Raw genomic sequence first — 15,388 nt, 5'->3', positions numbered from 1 at the left:
GGTCACAACGGTCCGGATCGCACGTCCAGACGCGGCAAGTGCGCCGCCAAACGCTCCTTCAAGTCACTCGCCGAACGCTCGGCGGGGTACGACCACACGACCTCGCCGAACGCGCACAACCTCGGGAACATCATGTACTCGGCGTGCTCGGGCGTCGCGATGTACTCCGTCCACACCTGCACCTGGGCTCCCAACACCCGATCATGAAGCGCGTCGGGCGTGCCCTTCGGATACACCGTCCAGGCGTACACGTCCTCCCAAGACGTGAGCCCACCGATCGCGAGCGGCTGCTCCACCTCCGCCGGGGGCTTCTGGTAGTGATCCAGGTAGGTGAGGTTGTTGGGCGTCATGACCACCGGAAAGCCCCGCAGCAACGCCTCGAGGCTGTTGTCCCTCGGCTGCCACGCCATGACGACCGCGTCCCGTTCCAGCCGGGTGTTCTTGAGCACCTCGTCCCATCCCACGAACGTTCGCCCGTGCCGTTTCACGAAGTCCGCCATGCGCCGCATGAAGTACGGCTGGACGTGCCCGACGTGCTCCAACTCGAGCTCGCGCATGCGCTCCGAGACCCGAGAGCTTCGTTGCCACTCGTCGACGCGGCACTCGTCACCACCGAGGTGGACGAAAGGCCCTGGAAACACGTCGAACACTTCGAGGAGCACGTTCTGCACGAACTCGAACGTCGACTCCTCCAAGTTCAGCACCGAGTCGAACACGCCCCAATGACAGCAGACTTCCGGCGACGCTTCGAGCTCGTTTCCGAGCTCCGGATACGCGGCGAGGGCGGCCAGAACGTGCCCTGGCAAGTCGATCTCCGGAACGATCGTCACGTGACGGTCGGCGGCGTACGCGACGAGGTCGCGCAGTTCCTCTTGAGTGTAGAAGCCTTCGTGAGGCTCGTCGTCGTATATCCGCGGGCGAACGTGGCCATGCCCGAGCAGCGTGCGGGCGCGCCGCGACCCTACCTCCGTGAGACGCGGATACTTACGAATTTCCACTCGCCAACCCTGGTCGTCGGTGAGATGAAGGTGGAGCACGTTCAGCTTGTGGTGCGCGAGCAAGTCGATGCACTTGCGCAAGAACTGCACGGGCATGAAGTGACGAGCGACGTCGAGCAGCATGCCGCGCCAGGCAAAGCGAGGCCCGTCCTCGATTCGCAAAAACGGCAGGTCCGTTCCGAAGCGGAGCAGCTGATTCAAGGTCTGCAGCGCGTAGAACACCCCCGCCTCCGCACCTGCACGAATGTCGATGCCTTCGAAGTCGATGCGCAGACGATACCCTTCGGCGTTCAACGCGGAGTCGAGGGCGATCGACAAGCCGACGTCGCTCATCTCGTCGCGCACCACTCCAGCGCTTTCGAGCAAAGACGCCGCGAGCCGCGCGTGCGGCGCGTTCGATTCGGGAAACCTCGACCGAGCGAGACGCAGGGTACCGGGATGCCGTTCGAGTCGGCGCGGGTAGGGCACGAGCGGAAGCGTGTCGCCTTGCGGCAAGGACACCATCGGGTCGGGATCGGGAACGGAAGTCACGCGTCGCTTCCAGCGCTTGAAGAGGCCACACCACAGTTTGATCCGCCCGGCCAAGAGGAGGCTCGACCTGTCTCAACGTCCACGAGAGTCGCTTTCCGTCGATTTCGTCGCACCGACGTCACCGATCCCGGAGGTGCCACGAGTCCGCCTCGCTCGTCACGCGACTTCTTGCCTCACGTACCTCGTTCCTGTTTTCGGCTCACTGGAAGTGGGTACGCTGTGAAAGCGAAAAGGAGGCACCATGACATCCATCGTGCGAGCAACCCTGCACAACGAATTCCGCCCCAGATTCGAGCGCGAGCAGACCTGGGAGGCCCACGCGTGACCGCCTCTCTCAAAGTCGGCGTGCTCGGCGCGGGCGGCGTGTCCCGCTTTCACCTCGCCGGGTACAAGGAAGCCGGGGCGCAAGTCGTCGCCATCGCCGATGCGCATCCCGCCACCCTCGAAGCCACCCAGACGGCGTGGCACGTGCCACGCGGCTACACCGACTTCGAAGCTCTGTGTGCCGATCCGGAAGTGCAGGCGGTCAGCGTGTGCCTGCCCAACGCCTTGCACCACCCGGCCACGCTCGCGGCCGCTCGGGCGGGCAAGCACGTCTTGTGCGAAAAGCCCATCTCGCTCTCCCTCGCGCAAGCCGACGAGATGATCGACGCGTGCCACGAAGCGGGCGTCATCTTGCAAATCGGACATCACCTGCGCTCCAACCCCTACGCGGCGCACGCCAAACGCTTGATCGACTCGGGCGAGCTCGGACGCATCACCTTCATCCGCTTGCGGCAAGCGCACGACTGGGGCGGACAGGAACCTCGCGCGTCCTTCCGTACCCTCGCGAGCGCCGGGGGTGGAACGCTCCTCGACAACGGCAGTCACGTCATGGACCTCGCGCGGTACTTCGGCGGGAACGTGCGCGACGTCTTCGCCCGCGTCGCGACGCTCGCGTACGACGTGGAAGTCGAAGACACCTCCGTCGTGTCCTTGCAGTTCGAGTCCGGCGCGATCGGCAGCGTGGAGAACGCCTGGACGGCCACCGGGTGGGAAGAAGCGTTCTGGGTGTACGGCACGAAGGGAGCCTTGGAGTACACCAACCGCTCCGGCACGCCGGTGATGCACCACTCCTTCCGCGCCTCGCCCGGCACGGCGTGGGACCGGCCGGACGTCACGACCTATCACTTCGCGGGACTCGAACCGCACTCTCGCAACGTCGCCGACTTCCTCGCCGCGATTCGCGGTGAACGAAGCGTCATTTGTACCGGCGAGGACGGCCGAGAAGCCGTACGGCTCATCCTGGCGAGCTACGAAAGTGCGCGAGAGCAGCGTCCCGTGACCGTTTCGAACGTCTCCTCGTCGGCGCGTTCGTGATCGCGGGCGGCGAGCGCCGTTCCGTCTGCCCTAGGAGCGAAGGAGCGGCGCCTCCGCGAGGACCGCAGAAATGGGCCGGACCCTCGTTGATTTCGCGGAAACTCGACATCGAAGACGTTCCGCGTGACCTCCGACCGTAGGACTCATCGCGCGGGCACTTCCACGTTGCTTCGAGCTTCCCGGCGAGCGAGGTAGTACGTGAGTGCCGCGCGGTCGATCCAGCTGAACAGCGTCGGCTGCTCGTCGAGCAGCCGCTGAAGTTCGCTCAACTCCACCCACCGAAGGTCTTTGCTGTCGTCGCCGCGCTCCAGAAGAGTGCCGCTCGCGTGACAACGAAAGTAGTATCCGAGCGAGTCCACGGGGCCGTGAAGGGTCTGGTACGCGAAGTACGGCTGAAGGCATTCGGCCGTGCCGTCGTCTCCCGCGACGAGCAGGGGGCGGGGGTCGTCGAGGATCTTCGTGACGTGCAAGCCGGTTTCCTCTCGCACTTCACGGCGAAGCGCGTCCAGGATGCCTTCGAACGGCTCGATGCATCCACCGGGCGTCTCCAGGCGCGACGGGACGCCATCCTCGTCTCGTCGCTGCAGCAGGAGGGCGGGCGCGTGGGGTGGTTCGGATTCGACGAGGGCTCGGGCGTTGATGTACATCACCGCAGAAGCTTAACTCTTCTCGATTTCGCGGCTCTCGAGGTCCGAGGCTTCGAATGCAAGAAGGAGGCTCGTGGTCGAAGGACCGTGTTCCCGAGCGCCCCTCGCCTTTTTGTTCACCGACCCAATCGTGTGAGCGCTGCACCGGGGCGGTCCAGCGCGGCGATCACCTGTCGACACCGCTCGGGATCGACGGTCAAGCCTCCCTCCAAGCCCGACAGCCAATACGCCACCGTGCGCACGTACACCCATCCCTCCAGGCGCCGAACGTCCAACGCGGCCGCTTCGGTCAGCACGTCCAACGCCCATCGGACTCCTCCGCGCGCCTCGATGTCCTCCAGCCGCCACCAGAGCAGTTGCGCCACGCCGTACTCCACGTCTCCGGCCACCACTTGCGGATCGATCACCTGCCAAGGTTCACGCGTTCCACGAAGCACGTTGTCATAGTGCACGTCCCAATTCACGAGCTTCTCGTCGACGTCGGGCAGCAAGTGGCGAGCAAGCGACCGAGCGCGCTCGACGACCGCACGAGGCATGGGGCGACGCAACTTCTCCCACTGCGCTTCGATGCCGTCGATGAGATCAAGCGCGAGGGACGCGAGGGTGGGCACGTCGAACGGAGCCGGAAGGGCGTGACGACGCAGCAAGCCGCCCGCTACCCGCAGAGCCTCCTCGATGTCGACGTGCCTCAGGCGGGTCGTCGCGTCCAACCGCTCGAGAAGGAGGGCGTGCCGTTCGGTGTCGGCGCGCAGCACACGCACCGCCCCGTTCCCGCTCCATAACTGCAAGACGCGCACTTCGCGCTCGAACGTGTCGCCGTGCGGCCACGAGACTTTCAGCGCGGCGGCACGTTCATGCTGCTGCACGGCGTACACGACGCTCCATGTTCCGAATCCGATGAGGCCTTGCAAGTCGAGCTCCCAACGCGTGCACACCTCGAGAATGCGCGCGGGTAGGGACGCGAGCCATCCAGAGCCGACTTCACCGAACCGACGCGTCACATCGGCGGCGAACGCGGAAGGAACGAGAGACATCACGGCGACCTTACCGAGTTCCGAGGGTCGCTGCAACCAACCATTCTTCTCGCCGAGCTTTCTTCGGCCTCGTCGCCGCCTGACACGCACGTGCCGCTTCGCCACCCTCCGAGCGTCGAACGAGGGTGACGCGCCCGCAAGGTCTTGGAGCGCGAGTCAGCACAACTTGGCTCTCAAGCTTCTGACGAGCGTCACCACGTCGACCGCGTCTTGCAATGACAGCTTCGAAAGGTCGATGCTGGAGGCGCTTTGCAAGAAGTCACGCACTTCCAAGAAGGCGAGACGTTCAGGCGTGGCCTTCACCAAGCGGTCCGTGGGAACACCGTGGGGAACTTGCAGGCGAATGTTCGACCGCGCGTCGTACGAATGGCCGTTCGTCGTGGTGATCACGTCATTCTCGAACGAAGCGATCGTCGCGCGCCTCCACGGACGGCCGCGACGTTCGACGACAACGTTCTCTCCGATTTTGAAGGAGTCCACGTTCATACGATAACGAAGGAACCTCGTGGAAAGCGCCGAATCTGACACCTTGCGACGAGCCGAGGACGCGAGGAAGAGCTTCGGCGAGGCATGAGTCAAAAGCGCCATGGCGTTTGGCTTACGCGCCCCGCCCGCTCGCTCGAAACGTTCAGGAACGCTCGAGCCGATCTTCGAGACGAGGCTTCGAGTCAAGGCACCGAACAAAGCCGACAAGTCCTGTTGCGCTGCGAGGCGCGCGCAAGGCAAGGCGGCCCACACCACCGCACGCTCCTCTCCTACCCCCATTCGCAGTCGGGCAGGAGGGGAGCGTGCGGACGTTCACATCGAATACTGCTGCTCGATGAACGCCATCAACTGACCCACGTGCGCTTCGTCGAACGCCAGCTTGGCGCCCGCCGCCTCGAACAACTGCGGCAGCGAGCGGGTACCGCCGAGGGCGAGGGCGTCGAGGTACCGCGCGAGCGCCGTTTCCTGATCGGCGAGCGCGCCGCGCCACACTTGAATCGCGCCGAGCCACGCGATCGCGTAATCGAGGTAGTACAACGGGTACCCGTACAGGTGCAGGTACTGCCAGCCCTTCTGAACGAACGACTCGAGTCCCGTGTAATCCACGTGCGGAAAGTACTGACGCATGAGGCTCAGCCACTTCGCGTCCAACTCGGCGATGGTGACGTCCTCGCCCGTCTCGGTGTACACCCAGTGCTGGAAGCTGTCGAGGACCGCCGCGAACGGCAAGAAGGTGACGATGCTGTCGAGCTGCTCTTCACGCACGCGCGGCAAGTCGGCCTCGTCGTACAGGCCGCCCTGTTCACGCGCCAAGTACGGCAAGGTGAGCAACTCCATCGACTGGGAAGCGACCTCGGCGAACTCCGCTCCGGAATGCCGAGCGAACATCAGGATGTCGGCGTTCGCCGTCGCGAACACGTGAAAGGCATGTCCCGCCTCGTGGAACAGCACCGTCGCGTCGCGGGCGGTTCCCACGAAATTCCCATGCAAGAACGGCATGCCTCTCGCCGGAAGCGACGAGCAGTACGCGCCGGGCGCCTTGTTCTTGCGCGCGGCGAGATCGAGGTAGCCGCCGTCGCGCATCGCGTCGAACTGCTCGCCGAGCTTCGGGGCGAGCTTATGGAAGATCCGCGACGCGGCGTCCTCCAGTTCCCGAACGTCCTTGAACGCCACGACGGCCGGACGGCCGAGCGGGTCGGCCCGCAAATCCCACGGACGCAGCGACGGAAGCTGCATCTGGACGCGTTGCGCTTCGCGGCGGCGTGACACCAGCGGCACGACGTGCGTGGCGATCGCGCGGTGCAAGGCGGCGCTGTCCTCGGGCGTGTAGTGGAAGCGTTTGAGTTGCTGCCAGCGGTAATCACGGTAGTTGCCGAAGCCCGCGTTGCGCGCCGCCTCGCGCCGCAGGCGCAACAAGTCGAGGAAGATCCGGTCGAGTTCGGGCGCGACGCGCGCGTTCGCCTCCTGCATCAAGCGCCAAGTGCGTTCGCGCAGCTCGCGGTCGGGGTTGAGCAAGTTCGCCTGGGCTTGCGGGAAGGTGAGCTCCTCGTCGCCGAGGGTGATGGTGAGCCCCCCGGTGAGCTTGAAGTACTCGTTGACGAGATTCGTCACGCGGACGTCCAATTGCACGTTCTCCTCGCGGTACAGCTCGGCGTCCGTGCGAATTTTTCGGAACATCAGCTCGTCCTGCTCGTCCGGTTCGTAGTTCTCGACCGAGAGCAGCTTGCGGTTGAGCGTCTGCGCGGCTTGCTGCACCTTCGGGCGGACTTCCCGCACGAACTGCAGGTACGCGTTTTCCGCCGCTTCGTTCGCCGTGTCGCGGTCGCGGGCACGCTGAAGGGTGGAGTACGCTTCCGAGACGCGTTTTTCCAAGTTGCTCCACGCACGCAGGAAGCTCGGCACCTCGCCGGGCGTGAGGTCCTGTTGCTGCAACGCCTGGTAGGAAGGTTCGAAATCGGTCCAGTTGAACGTAGGCTGTGAAGTGCTTGTCATTTGTAGATACCCGCGTTCAGGGTACCACCGCGACATGGAGCGCCGTCTTCTCACAGGTCGATCGAGGGCGCGCCTGCCTCCTCCTGCTTTCCCGAGCTTGCCAGCGATACCATGAAACATGCCAAGCATCGATGGTGTCGTCTGGTCGATCTCGGTCGGAGTTGAAGCGCGGGCGGACGTTGGACTTGCGTGAAGTGCGCTCGATCCGCGCGACGCGCCTCGTCCTCAACGGCGTGCGCGAGCTTGCTTTGGAACAGTTCGCGCTTCCCGAGCCGGGCGCCCTCCAGGTGGTTCTTCGCACCCGCTTGAGCGCCGTCAGCGTGTCGTCGGAGCTCGGCGTCGTCGAGGGTCGCGTCCCGACTTCGTTTCCGACGACGCTCGGCTACCAAACGCTCGGCGTCGTCGAAGCCGTCGGCGAGGGTGTGACCTTGCCGATCGGGACGCGGGTGGTGACGACCCTCGGGCACGCGAGCGCGGGAGTCGTGCCCGAAGCCCGCTGCCTCGTCGTGCCGCCGCACGTGTCCGACCGCGCGGCCCTCGCGGCGATTCTCGGCGAGGAGACTTTCAAGGGCGTGCGCAAGCTCGCGGCGTCGCGGCACGAAAGCGTACTGATCGCCGGGGCGGGATTGCTGGGCCTCTTGACGGTCTTCAACCTCACGCGGCGTGGCGTCTCGAACGTCACGGTCGTCGAGCCGAACGCCGAACGTCGCGCCCTCGCCGAGACGTTCGGCGCGGTAGCCACGTCACCCGGTCATCTCGCTCGTGAAGACTTCGACGTCGGCTTCGAGTGCAGCGCGAGCCCCGAGGGCTTCGCCGAGCTCTTGTCGCACCTTCGGCCGAGAGGACGTGCGTGCGTGCTGAGCGACGGCAACTGGGGCGCGTTGACCCTCCCGCGCGCTTTTCACGAGCGAGAACTTTCCGTCGTCGCGTCGAGCGACGGCGAAGACTATCAAGGGTACGCGGCGTGGCTGTGGACGCATTCCCGAGAAGGCCTCGAGCGGCTGTTCGAGACCACGGTCGCCCCGTCGGACGTTCCGAGCACCTTCGAGAGGCTGCGCCGTCCTCCTCGGCCCGTGTCGGTCGTCGTGGACTGGTCGCTCGAAGGAAGCTGAGCAGTTCGAAGAGGAAGCGGCGAACGTCCCGTGGGCGAGTCATGCGGCAATCGGGCGCGACGTCCTTTCAGCGCGACCCCGCCACTTTCCCGAAGGTTCGCCCGAACGACCTTCGGGCGCCGAGCGACCTTCGTCCGTGCTTGCGCCCTTTCCGTGCCGCCGTCGCCTTGCGTACACTGCGCTAGCGGCTTCGCCACCCCGTCGCGAACGCATCGAACGCGAGGAGCGGGACCGACGTCGAGGTGCTTATGAACGCGTCGCCTTCACCGTTGTTAGCGTTGTACCGCATCGTGCTCGTGGTGCTCGGCCTCGTGGTGCTCGTCGCGTGGCTCTCCGAACGCCCGTGGGAGGGGCGAGACCGGTTCGATCAAAGGTTCCAATCCCTGAGCGCGCTCACCTATGGCGACGGTTGGCCGTTTCGAGTGGACCGCGCCATGCTGGAGTGCGTGGACGGCCGTTACCTCACGGTTCGTGCTGCCCCCGACGGCGGGATTTCCGATGAGCCATTCGCGCTCGACGACGCGGCGAAGCGCGTCGCGGAACATCGAGGGTGGCGCGACGTGCGTGAGATCCAATTGCGGAACGCCGACGTGTCACCGCTGCTCGACGTGGGCCGACGGCTGTGCGATTGATCGTCCTTCAAGCCATCGCCCACGTCACCACGCGCCTCCGGCGGGAAGTGCAACCCTCCCCGACCGAACTCGACCTCACGGTGCTCCTCGGAACGCTCGGCGGGCTCGACCGTGTCGGCCCCTCGCACCTCGAACATGAACGCCGGGCCCGTACCTTCCAGGAGCCTGCCGTCGAGCTTGCCTCGGGGAGCAAAACGTCGTTCGCGCCGTGCTGCACACGCCCTTACCGCCCTCTATTCACCCGCGACGAGGTCACCGCATGAACAGCGACGTCACCAGCGCCCCTTCGAATACCACAGCGCGCCCTCAGGCCGTCATCCTCGTGCTGCTCATCGGCGCGTTCGTCGTGATCCTCAACGAGACGATCATGAACGTCGCCCTGCCCACGCTGATGAGCGAGTTCGGCGTCACCGCCAGCGTGGTGCAGTGGCTCGCCACGGCCTTCCTGCTCACCATGGCCGTCGTCATTCCCATCACCGGCTACCTCCTTCAGCGCTTCACGTCTCGCACGGTCTTCTTCGCCGCGATGGGCTTTTTCAGCCTCGGTACGCTTCTCGCCGCGCTCGCCCCCTCCTTCGAGTTGCTGCTGCTCGCGCGGATCGTCCAAGCGGTCGGCACGGCGATCACGCTGCCCCTCTTGATGACGACCGTCCTGACCCTCGTGCCGCCCGCTCGACGTGGCGTCGTCATGGGGAACATCAGCATCGTCATCTCCGTCGCGCCCGCCCTCGGCCCGACCCTCTCCGGATTGATCCTCCAGACGCTGTCTTGGCGCTTCATGTTCCTGCTCGTGCTGCCCATCGCCCTCGCCGTGCTGACGTACGGAGCACGCACCCTCGTCAACGTCGGGCACCCACGTCGGCTAACGCTCGACTTGCCCTCCGTTCCCCTGGCCGCCGTGGGATTCGGCGGCGGCGTGTACGCGCTGAGTCGCCTTGGAGAAGCTCGCGCGAGCTTCACCGACGCGCAGGTCCTTTGGCCGCTCGCGTTGAGCGCCGTGAGCCTCGCGCTGTTCGTGGCGAGGCAGCTGATGTTGCAGCGTCGAGACGCGCCGCTGCTCGACCTGCGCACCTTGCGGTACCCGATGTTCACCCTCGGCCTCGTGCTGTTGATGCTGGCGATGACGGCGCTGTTCGGCGGCGCGATCCTGCTGCCCTTGTACCTTCAGGCGGTCGTGGGGCTCAGCACCCTCCAGACCGGCCTGCTTCTGCTGCCGGGCGGCGTGCTGATGGGCGTGCTCGCACCCATCGTGGGTCGCTTGTACGACCGGTTCGGACCGGCTTGGCTGACGACGCCCGGCGCGGTCTTGCTGACGTTGGCGTTGTGGCGCTTTGCCCAACTCACCGTCGACACGAGCGTGCCGGTCCTGCTCACGCTGCACCTCACGTTGAGCGTCGGCCTCGCGCTGCTGTTCACGCCGCTCTTCACCAGCGGGCTGAGTCCGCTTCCGGCGCGGTTGTACTCGCACGGCAGCGCGCTCCTGAGCACTTTGCAGCAGGTGGCGGGTGCGGCGGGCACGGCGCTGCTCGTGACCGTCATGACCGGACGCGTCACGCGCGCCGTGGCAGACGGAACGGCGCTGCCCGTCGCGCAAGCGGAAGGCGTCCGCGCCGCGTTCGGCCTGGCGGCGGGACTGGCGGTGCTGATGGTGCTCCTCGCGCCGTTCACACGCCGGACGTCTCCACGAAACGACGCTTCGAGCGACGAGGAGCCGACCGTGACGTCCACGGGGCACTGAACTCGGGCGCGCAGGGAGAGCTTCGTGGCCCGGCGTCACTCCAGAAGGCCTTTCCGTAGCACGCCAGGGTCAGGCAGGGGGAAGGCTCGGCAAGCCGCTGAAAGCTCCGCGCGCCCAAACGGCTCGAAGCCTCGTCTCTTGTCTGTCCTATGTGCAGTCTTTCCGACAGGACGGCGTTGCACGACTTCGTACAGTTGAATCGTGGCGAAGCAACCACCCTTTCATCCACGCCTCCTCGTCATCGACGACAACAACCGCGACGCGAAGCTCGTCGTCGAAGGCTTCCGTGAAGTCCGGCCCGACGCCATCGTCGCCACGGCCATCAACGGCTCCGACGGCCTTGAAACCGCGCGACGAGAGCTGCCCGACTTGATCCTGCTCGATCTCGTGTTTCCCTCGGAATCCGGGCTGGACATCCTCCAGACGTTGAAACGCGACGAGATCGCCAAGCGTATTCCCATCGTGGTGCTGTCCGGTCATCCGCGCGACGACCTCGTCTGGTCGGCGTATCACGAGTACGCCGCCGCGTTTCTCCTCAAACCTCCGACGTTCGACGAGTTGCTGCAGATGCTGCGCGTCATCGCCGACTTCTGGTTTTCGTCCGCTCGCCTGATCGGTTCGTCGCGCGCGTTGCTGCAAGCGCCACGCCAAGACTGAACGAAGACGGGGCGCTCCAGCCAGGCTCGCTTCCCGTGATGGAGGAGGCCGCTCGTGCTCGCCCGCGACGGCTTCTTCGCTGCTCGCGGTGCGCGAGGCAGACGCGAGTGTCGACTCGCACCCCGTTCGCTTCCTCCTCTTCGCGCGAGCATCTTGACAACGCCAAGATGCCGCTTTGTACACTGCGTCGTCATGTCGTCGTTGCAGCCTGTCGTCGTTCTCGCCGTGAAGGATGACTTGAAAGCCCTCGGTCTCCGCGCGGCCCTCCAAGCCGTCGAGAGCGCCACGGCGCGTTCGTTCACGTTGCGCGTCGAGTGCTACATGGAAAGCGTCTTGAGCGCCCTTCAAGAAGCGCGACCCGACCTCATCGTGCTGGACCTCGACGCGCGAAGCGTGGACGCTTGGACATTCCTCGACACCGTGAAAAGCGATCTGGGCACGACGGCGATTCCCGTCGTCGCGTTCTCGCGTGACGACAGCCCTTCGCAAGCCGAGCGAGCTTACAACCTCGGCGCGAACGCCTTCGCGCCGAGGCCGAACACGGACGAGCAATGGCACGAAGTCGTTCGCGGCTTTCAAATGTTCTGGCTCGGCCCGATCATCCGACTTCCGAAGCCGCCCGAGCAGTGGTAGCACCACGACGATCAACAGTGGCGCGTGGCATACGTCGAGGGTGCCGGAAGTACTCGGCACGACTGAGCAAGGGAGAGAAAACTGTGCTCGGCACAGCGACGAGCGGGAGCCACAGTGGTTCCCGCTCGTCGCTGGAGGAGGCATGAAGCAGGCTGAGATTACTGCCCGTTGTTGGTGACGACGACGTTGGCTTGCACGTCCACGCTCTGCCCCGTGGACGTGTTCTTCAACGTCAACACCACCGGGTACACGCCGTTGCCTTGCCACCCGTCGCTGTACGCGATCACGTCCACGCGCAGCATGCCGTCTTGCAGAGCGGTCGACGCGATGGAGGCGGCGTTCAGGTCGAATGACACTCCACTGACCGACGTCGTGATGGCCGTGAGTTGCACGCGGCCGCTCTCGTCCGTACCGGAGACGTCGTCGAGGCCGAGCAGACCGGCGGGTACGAACAAGCTGGTGGTGACGCCGTATTGATTGGCGTCCAAGGTGGCGACGTTGCTGTAGTAGCCTTGCGCGTCGTACGTGGTGACGTACGACAAGACGCTGGACGCCGAGGCGAGGCTGGTGGTGAGGGTGAGGGCGGCGAGGGCGGACAGGGCGAGCGTGCGGATCGTGCGGGTCATGGTGGGTCTCCTTGGTGAAGCGGTCTCGCTTCTGATGCAGACAGTGTCGCCGTGCCGCGTTCAAGCGCCGCGTACAAGATGTTCACGATTCGCGTAGAGCGCGAAGGGATATCCGTTCTTGGCGGCCAGAAGCAAGAGCCGACCGCCGTCCGGCTCGACCTCGGCGGTAACGGGCAGCGCAGGGTAGGCTGGAAGCATGTCACCGAGAAGGCCTTCGCGAACCCTCGATCGTGCTTGGTACGTCCAGCCTTTGCTGTGCGCGCCGACCGAACTCACAGCGGGCGAGGCGAGCATCGAGGAGCTCGCGCACGTCCCGTGGTGCGCGTGAGCGGCGTCGCGCTCGGCCTTCTCGCGGCGCTGAGTTGGGGCATCGCGGATTTCCTCGCGCGCTTCGCGTCACGCGCGTTCGGAGCGTACCGCGCGCAGTTCTACTCGACCTTCGTGGGTCTCGCCGCGCTCACGGTGGCGCTCTTGACGACGGGAGAGTTCAGCCGTTTCGGCGCGTACGACTCGCCGAGCGCGTGGACTTGGGCGGTCGTCTGCGCCGCCCTCATCAGCGTCGCGTCCCTGGCGTTCTTTCAAGCGTTCGGTCAAGGGGTGCTCGCGCTCGTCTCGCCCATTGTGGCGAGTTACGGCGCGGTGACGGCCTTGCTGGCCTGGTGGAGCGGAGAATCGCTCACGGTTCGAACGGGCATCGGGCTGGCGTGCGTGCTCGTCGGAATCGTGCTGTCCGCCATTCCAGGGCGCGCGGCTCCCGGCGAACCGAAATCGGCGGGGTCGGCGTGGCTGTCACCCGGGGTGATCTGGGCGGTGTGCGCCGCGTGGGTGTACGGCATCGCCTTCTACCTTCTCGGCGCGCACGTCACGCCCGATCTCGGCGGGCTCACGTCCATCTGGATCTCCCGCCTGCTCGGTCCCTTCGCGCTCGCGTTCATCGCGAGGGCGGCCAACGAACCGCTCGGCCCCGTGCCGCGTGGTCGAGCGGGATGGGCGCTCGTCGGGGTGGGCGGCCTGGCAACGCTCGCGTCGGTAGCGACCGCCTTCGGTCTGGGCCGAGGCGAGGACGCGGTCGTGACCGTGCTGGGCTCCATGTCGACGGTGGTGACCGTCCTGCTCGCCCTCGTGGTTCTGCGTGAACGTCTCGCGCGGCATCAGTGGCTCGGCGCGCTCGTCACCTTGGCGGGCATCCTGCTCGTGGAAGGTTGACGCGCACGGGCCGTCATCCGGCGCGACCCGGATTCGTCGGTCCGCTCCGAACAGGTCAAGGGGCGTCGCAGGTGAGGGCACGAAGCTCAGCAGTACATCGAAAAGGCGATCCTCGGCGTCTCCGGCGAGCGGCCACGACGTGCGTCCGCACCGCTCGCCGGGCCGTTTCTGCGCCTCGAGTATTTGGCCCGCGTCGGCGAGCCGGGGGAACGTGACGCCTTGAAGGTGAGCCGCGCTGCGGCCACGGTCGCGGGCGGCTCGAACCGCCCGGCTCGACGCGACGACACGTCGAACGGCTGGCACGACGGGCTCGTCAATGCATCCTCGGATCTCGCGTGGGGTCGGCGTACAGGGGTGGGCAGCCTCGATCGGTCGCCTGAAGGCGCAGTTCGTAGTGCCAAGGTTCGTTTCTGTAGATCTGGCACAGCCCGTACGTCGCCCCGTGCTTGGCCAACCACGCCGCAGCACTGGAAGGTCCGACGTCGACCGCGTCTCCGGACACGTGAGGAGACGTATCGGCCGTGGCGACCCACCTCGCAGCTCGCGCGACCGAACCGTACTTCGAGACCGCCTCACGAAGAAGCTCGTTCTGGTACGCGCGGGATCGCCAACCGCTCTTGACGAGGAGCGTCACGCCATCTTTCGAAGCGTCTGCTGCCGCGCTTCGAAGGGCGCGGCGGAGGTCGGGACTGAGCTTCGCCACGGCGGGGTATTCGTCCTCGAAGATGGTCACGCCGGGAGGAACGACTCCGTCTTCCTCGCCGGAAAGACGAGCGGGCGGGCGGGGCGAAAGCGGTGGCGCGGTGATGGACGAGGGTGCCGGAGACGGAGCGGCCGACGACTCGTCGTGGTAGGCGACGAGAATGGCCGCGCCGACGAGGACCATGGAAGCGAGGACGGTGCGTCGTGGAGCGCGGGGCGCCGATCGAGTCGGGTGACGGGAGGACATGCCTTCAGTGAAGGCCGCGAGGCGTTGTCGGAGCGTATGTAATTTTCGATATGCCGACGATATGCTCCGACTGGGAGCATGAAGCGCATGCGTGTGTTGATCGTCGAGGACGAACCCTACTTGGCGCAGGCCATTCGCGACGGCCTGCGGCTGGAGGCGATCGCCGCCGATATCGCCGGTGACGGTGATACCGCTTTGGAGTTGCTGAGCATCAACGCTTACGACATCGCCATCCTCGACCGTGACATTCCCGGACCTTCCGGTGACGAAATCGCGCGAAGCATCGTCGCCTCGGGCAGCGGCACGCCGATCCTGATGCTCACCGCTGCCGACCGACTCGACGACAAGGCCTCCGGATTCGAGCTCGGCGCCGATGATTACCTCACCAAGCCGTTCGAGTTGCAAGAGCTCGTACTCAGGCTCAGGGCCCTCGATCGACGCCGCGCCTACAGCAGGCCGCCCGTTCGGGAGCTCGGAAGCTTACGCTTGGACCCGTTTCGGCGCGAAGTCTACCGGGACGGCCGTCACGTGGCGCTGACCAGGAAGCAGTTCGCCGTGCTCGAAATCCTGGTCGCCGCCGAGGGTGGGGTCGTCAGCGCCGAGGAGCTCTTGAAGCGGGCTTGGGACGAAAGCGCCGATCCTTTCACCAACGCCGTGCGCATCACCGTCTCGGCGTTGCGAAAGCGGCTCGGCGAACCGTGGCTGATCGCCACGGTGCCCGGCGTCGGCTACCGCATCGACACGGTGCCCGGCGCCGAGCGCGAGTGGGAACGCCGTGGGTAGAACGC

The 15,388-nt window shown here is 65.9% G+C and carries 16 protein-coding genes; 9 read left to right on the top strand and 7 right to left on the bottom strand.

Features of this window, described 5'->3' with window-relative positions:
• Nucleotides 1–2: 2 nt before the first annotated feature.
• Nucleotides 3–1,529 (bottom strand): beta-N-acetylhexosaminidase, encoded by a 1,527-nt coding sequence (locus DES52_RS20455; protein ID WP_146237411.1) that lies wholly within the window; start codon nt 1,527–1,529, stop codon nt 3–5.
• Nucleotides 1,530–1,850: 321 nt separating this feature from the next.
• On the opposite strand from DES52_RS20455, the gene DES52_RS20450 reads away from it, so the two are divergent.
• Nucleotides 1,851–2,888, top strand: coding sequence for a Gfo/Idh/MocA family protein (locus tag DES52_RS20450; RefSeq protein WP_245901195.1), 1,038 nt, complete (start codon nt 1,851–1,853; stop codon nt 2,886–2,888).
• 143 nt (nt 2,889–3,031) lie between these two features.
• Here DES52_RS20450 and DES52_RS20445 read toward each other — a convergent pair whose 3' ends face one another.
• The 4 genes from DES52_RS20445 to DES52_RS20430 all read right to left on the bottom strand — a co-directional run bounded on the left by DES52_RS20445 (nt 3,032) and on the right by DES52_RS20430 (nt 7,047).
• Nucleotides 3,032–3,535, bottom strand: coding sequence for an NUDIX domain-containing protein (locus DES52_RS20445; RefSeq protein WP_110888688.1), 504 nt, complete (start codon nt 3,533–3,535; stop codon nt 3,032–3,034).
• Between the two features lie 116 nt (nt 3,536–3,651).
• The gene (locus tag DES52_RS20440; protein WP_146237409.1) at nt 3,652–4,569 is read right to left on the bottom strand and encodes an aminoglycoside phosphotransferase family protein; all 918 of its coding nucleotides are present in this window, start codon (nt 4,567–4,569) and stop codon (nt 3,652–3,654) included.
• A 156-nt stretch (nt 4,570–4,725) separates the two neighbouring features.
• Entirely contained in the window at nt 4,726–5,049 is a 324-nt protein-coding gene (locus DES52_RS22700) for a hypothetical protein (protein WP_146237408.1), read from the bottom strand.
• Between the two features lie 318 nt (nt 5,050–5,367).
• Complete coding sequence (locus tag DES52_RS20430) at nt 5,368–7,047, bottom strand: M3 family oligoendopeptidase (protein WP_110888685.1); 1,680 nt, start codon at nt 7,045–7,047, stop codon at nt 5,368–5,370.
• Between the two features lie 194 nt (nt 7,048–7,241).
• On the opposite strand from DES52_RS20430, the gene DES52_RS20425 reads away from it, so the two are divergent.
• The 5 genes from DES52_RS20425 to DES52_RS20400 all read left to right on the top strand — a co-directional run bounded on the left by DES52_RS20425 (nt 7,242) and on the right by DES52_RS20400 (nt 11,819).
• Nucleotides 7,242–8,159, top strand: a complete 918-nt coding sequence (locus DES52_RS20425; protein WP_245901193.1) for a zinc-dependent alcohol dehydrogenase — start codon at nt 7,242–7,244, stop codon at nt 8,157–8,159.
• 248 nt (nt 8,160–8,407) lie between these two features.
• Entirely contained in the window at nt 8,408–8,791 is a 384-nt protein-coding gene (locus tag DES52_RS20420) for a hypothetical protein (RefSeq protein ID WP_110888684.1), read from the top strand.
• A 259-nt stretch (nt 8,792–9,050) separates the two neighbouring features.
• Nucleotides 9,051–10,529 carry a DHA2 family efflux MFS transporter permease subunit gene (locus DES52_RS20410; protein ID WP_110888682.1) on the top strand — a complete coding sequence of 493 codons (1,479 nt, stop codon included), beginning with the start codon at nt 9,051–9,053 and terminating at the stop codon, nt 10,527–10,529.
• A gap of 201 nt (nt 10,530–10,730) precedes the next feature.
• Nucleotides 10,731–11,186, top strand: a complete 456-nt coding sequence (locus DES52_RS20405; RefSeq protein WP_170131198.1) for a response regulator — start codon at nt 10,731–10,733, stop codon at nt 11,184–11,186.
• A gap of 192 nt (nt 11,187–11,378) precedes the next feature.
• Nucleotides 11,379–11,819: a response regulator gene (locus tag DES52_RS20400; RefSeq protein WP_110888680.1), complete on the top strand. Its 441-nt coding sequence runs from the start codon at nt 11,379–11,381 to the stop codon at nt 11,817–11,819.
• A gap of 158 nt (nt 11,820–11,977) precedes the next feature.
• Here the strand turns inward: DES52_RS20400 and DES52_RS20395 are convergent, their stop codons facing one another.
• Nucleotides 11,978–12,445, bottom strand: coding sequence for a hypothetical protein (locus DES52_RS20395; protein WP_110888679.1), 468 nt, complete (start codon nt 12,443–12,445; stop codon nt 11,978–11,980).
• A 196-nt stretch (nt 12,446–12,641) separates the two neighbouring features.
• Here DES52_RS20395 and DES52_RS23640 point away from each other — a divergent pair, with 196 nt between their 5' ends.
• Together DES52_RS23640 and DES52_RS20390 are read left to right on the top strand one after the other, a co-directional pair.
• The gene (locus tag DES52_RS23640) at nt 12,642–12,773 is read left to right on the top strand and encodes a hypothetical protein (RefSeq protein ID WP_281268593.1); all 132 of its coding nucleotides are present in this window, start codon (nt 12,642–12,644) and stop codon (nt 12,771–12,773) included.
• A complete protein-coding gene (locus tag DES52_RS20390) occupies nt 12,761–13,651 on the top strand; it encodes a DMT family transporter (RefSeq protein WP_170131197.1) in 891 nt (296 codons plus the stop codon). The genes DES52_RS23640 and DES52_RS20390 overlap by 13 nt, the downstream gene beginning before the upstream one ends.
• A 313-nt stretch (nt 13,652–13,964) precedes the next feature.
• On the opposite strand, the gene DES52_RS20385 is transcribed toward DES52_RS20390, so the two are convergent.
• The gene (locus tag DES52_RS20385; protein WP_110888677.1) at nt 13,965–14,600 is read right to left on the bottom strand and encodes a M15 family metallopeptidase; all 636 of its coding nucleotides are present in this window, start codon (nt 14,598–14,600) and stop codon (nt 13,965–13,967) included.
• An 87-nt stretch (nt 14,601–14,687) separates the two neighbouring features.
• On the opposite strand from DES52_RS20385, the gene DES52_RS20380 reads away from it, so the two are divergent.
• Complete coding sequence (locus DES52_RS20380; protein WP_110888676.1) at nt 14,688–15,383, top strand: response regulator transcription factor; 696 nt, start codon at nt 14,688–14,690, stop codon at nt 15,381–15,383.
• The last annotated feature ends 5 nt before the right edge of the window (nt 15,384–15,388 follow it).

Source organism: Deinococcus yavapaiensis KR-236 (assembly GCF_003217515.1).
GTDB classification, from domain to species: domain Bacteria; phylum Deinococcota; class Deinococci; order Deinococcales; family Deinococcaceae; genus Deinococcus_A; species Deinococcus_A yavapaiensis.
The sequence above is the reverse complement of the archived record's forward strand: the minus strand, read 5'-3'. Positions and strand labels throughout refer to the sequence as shown.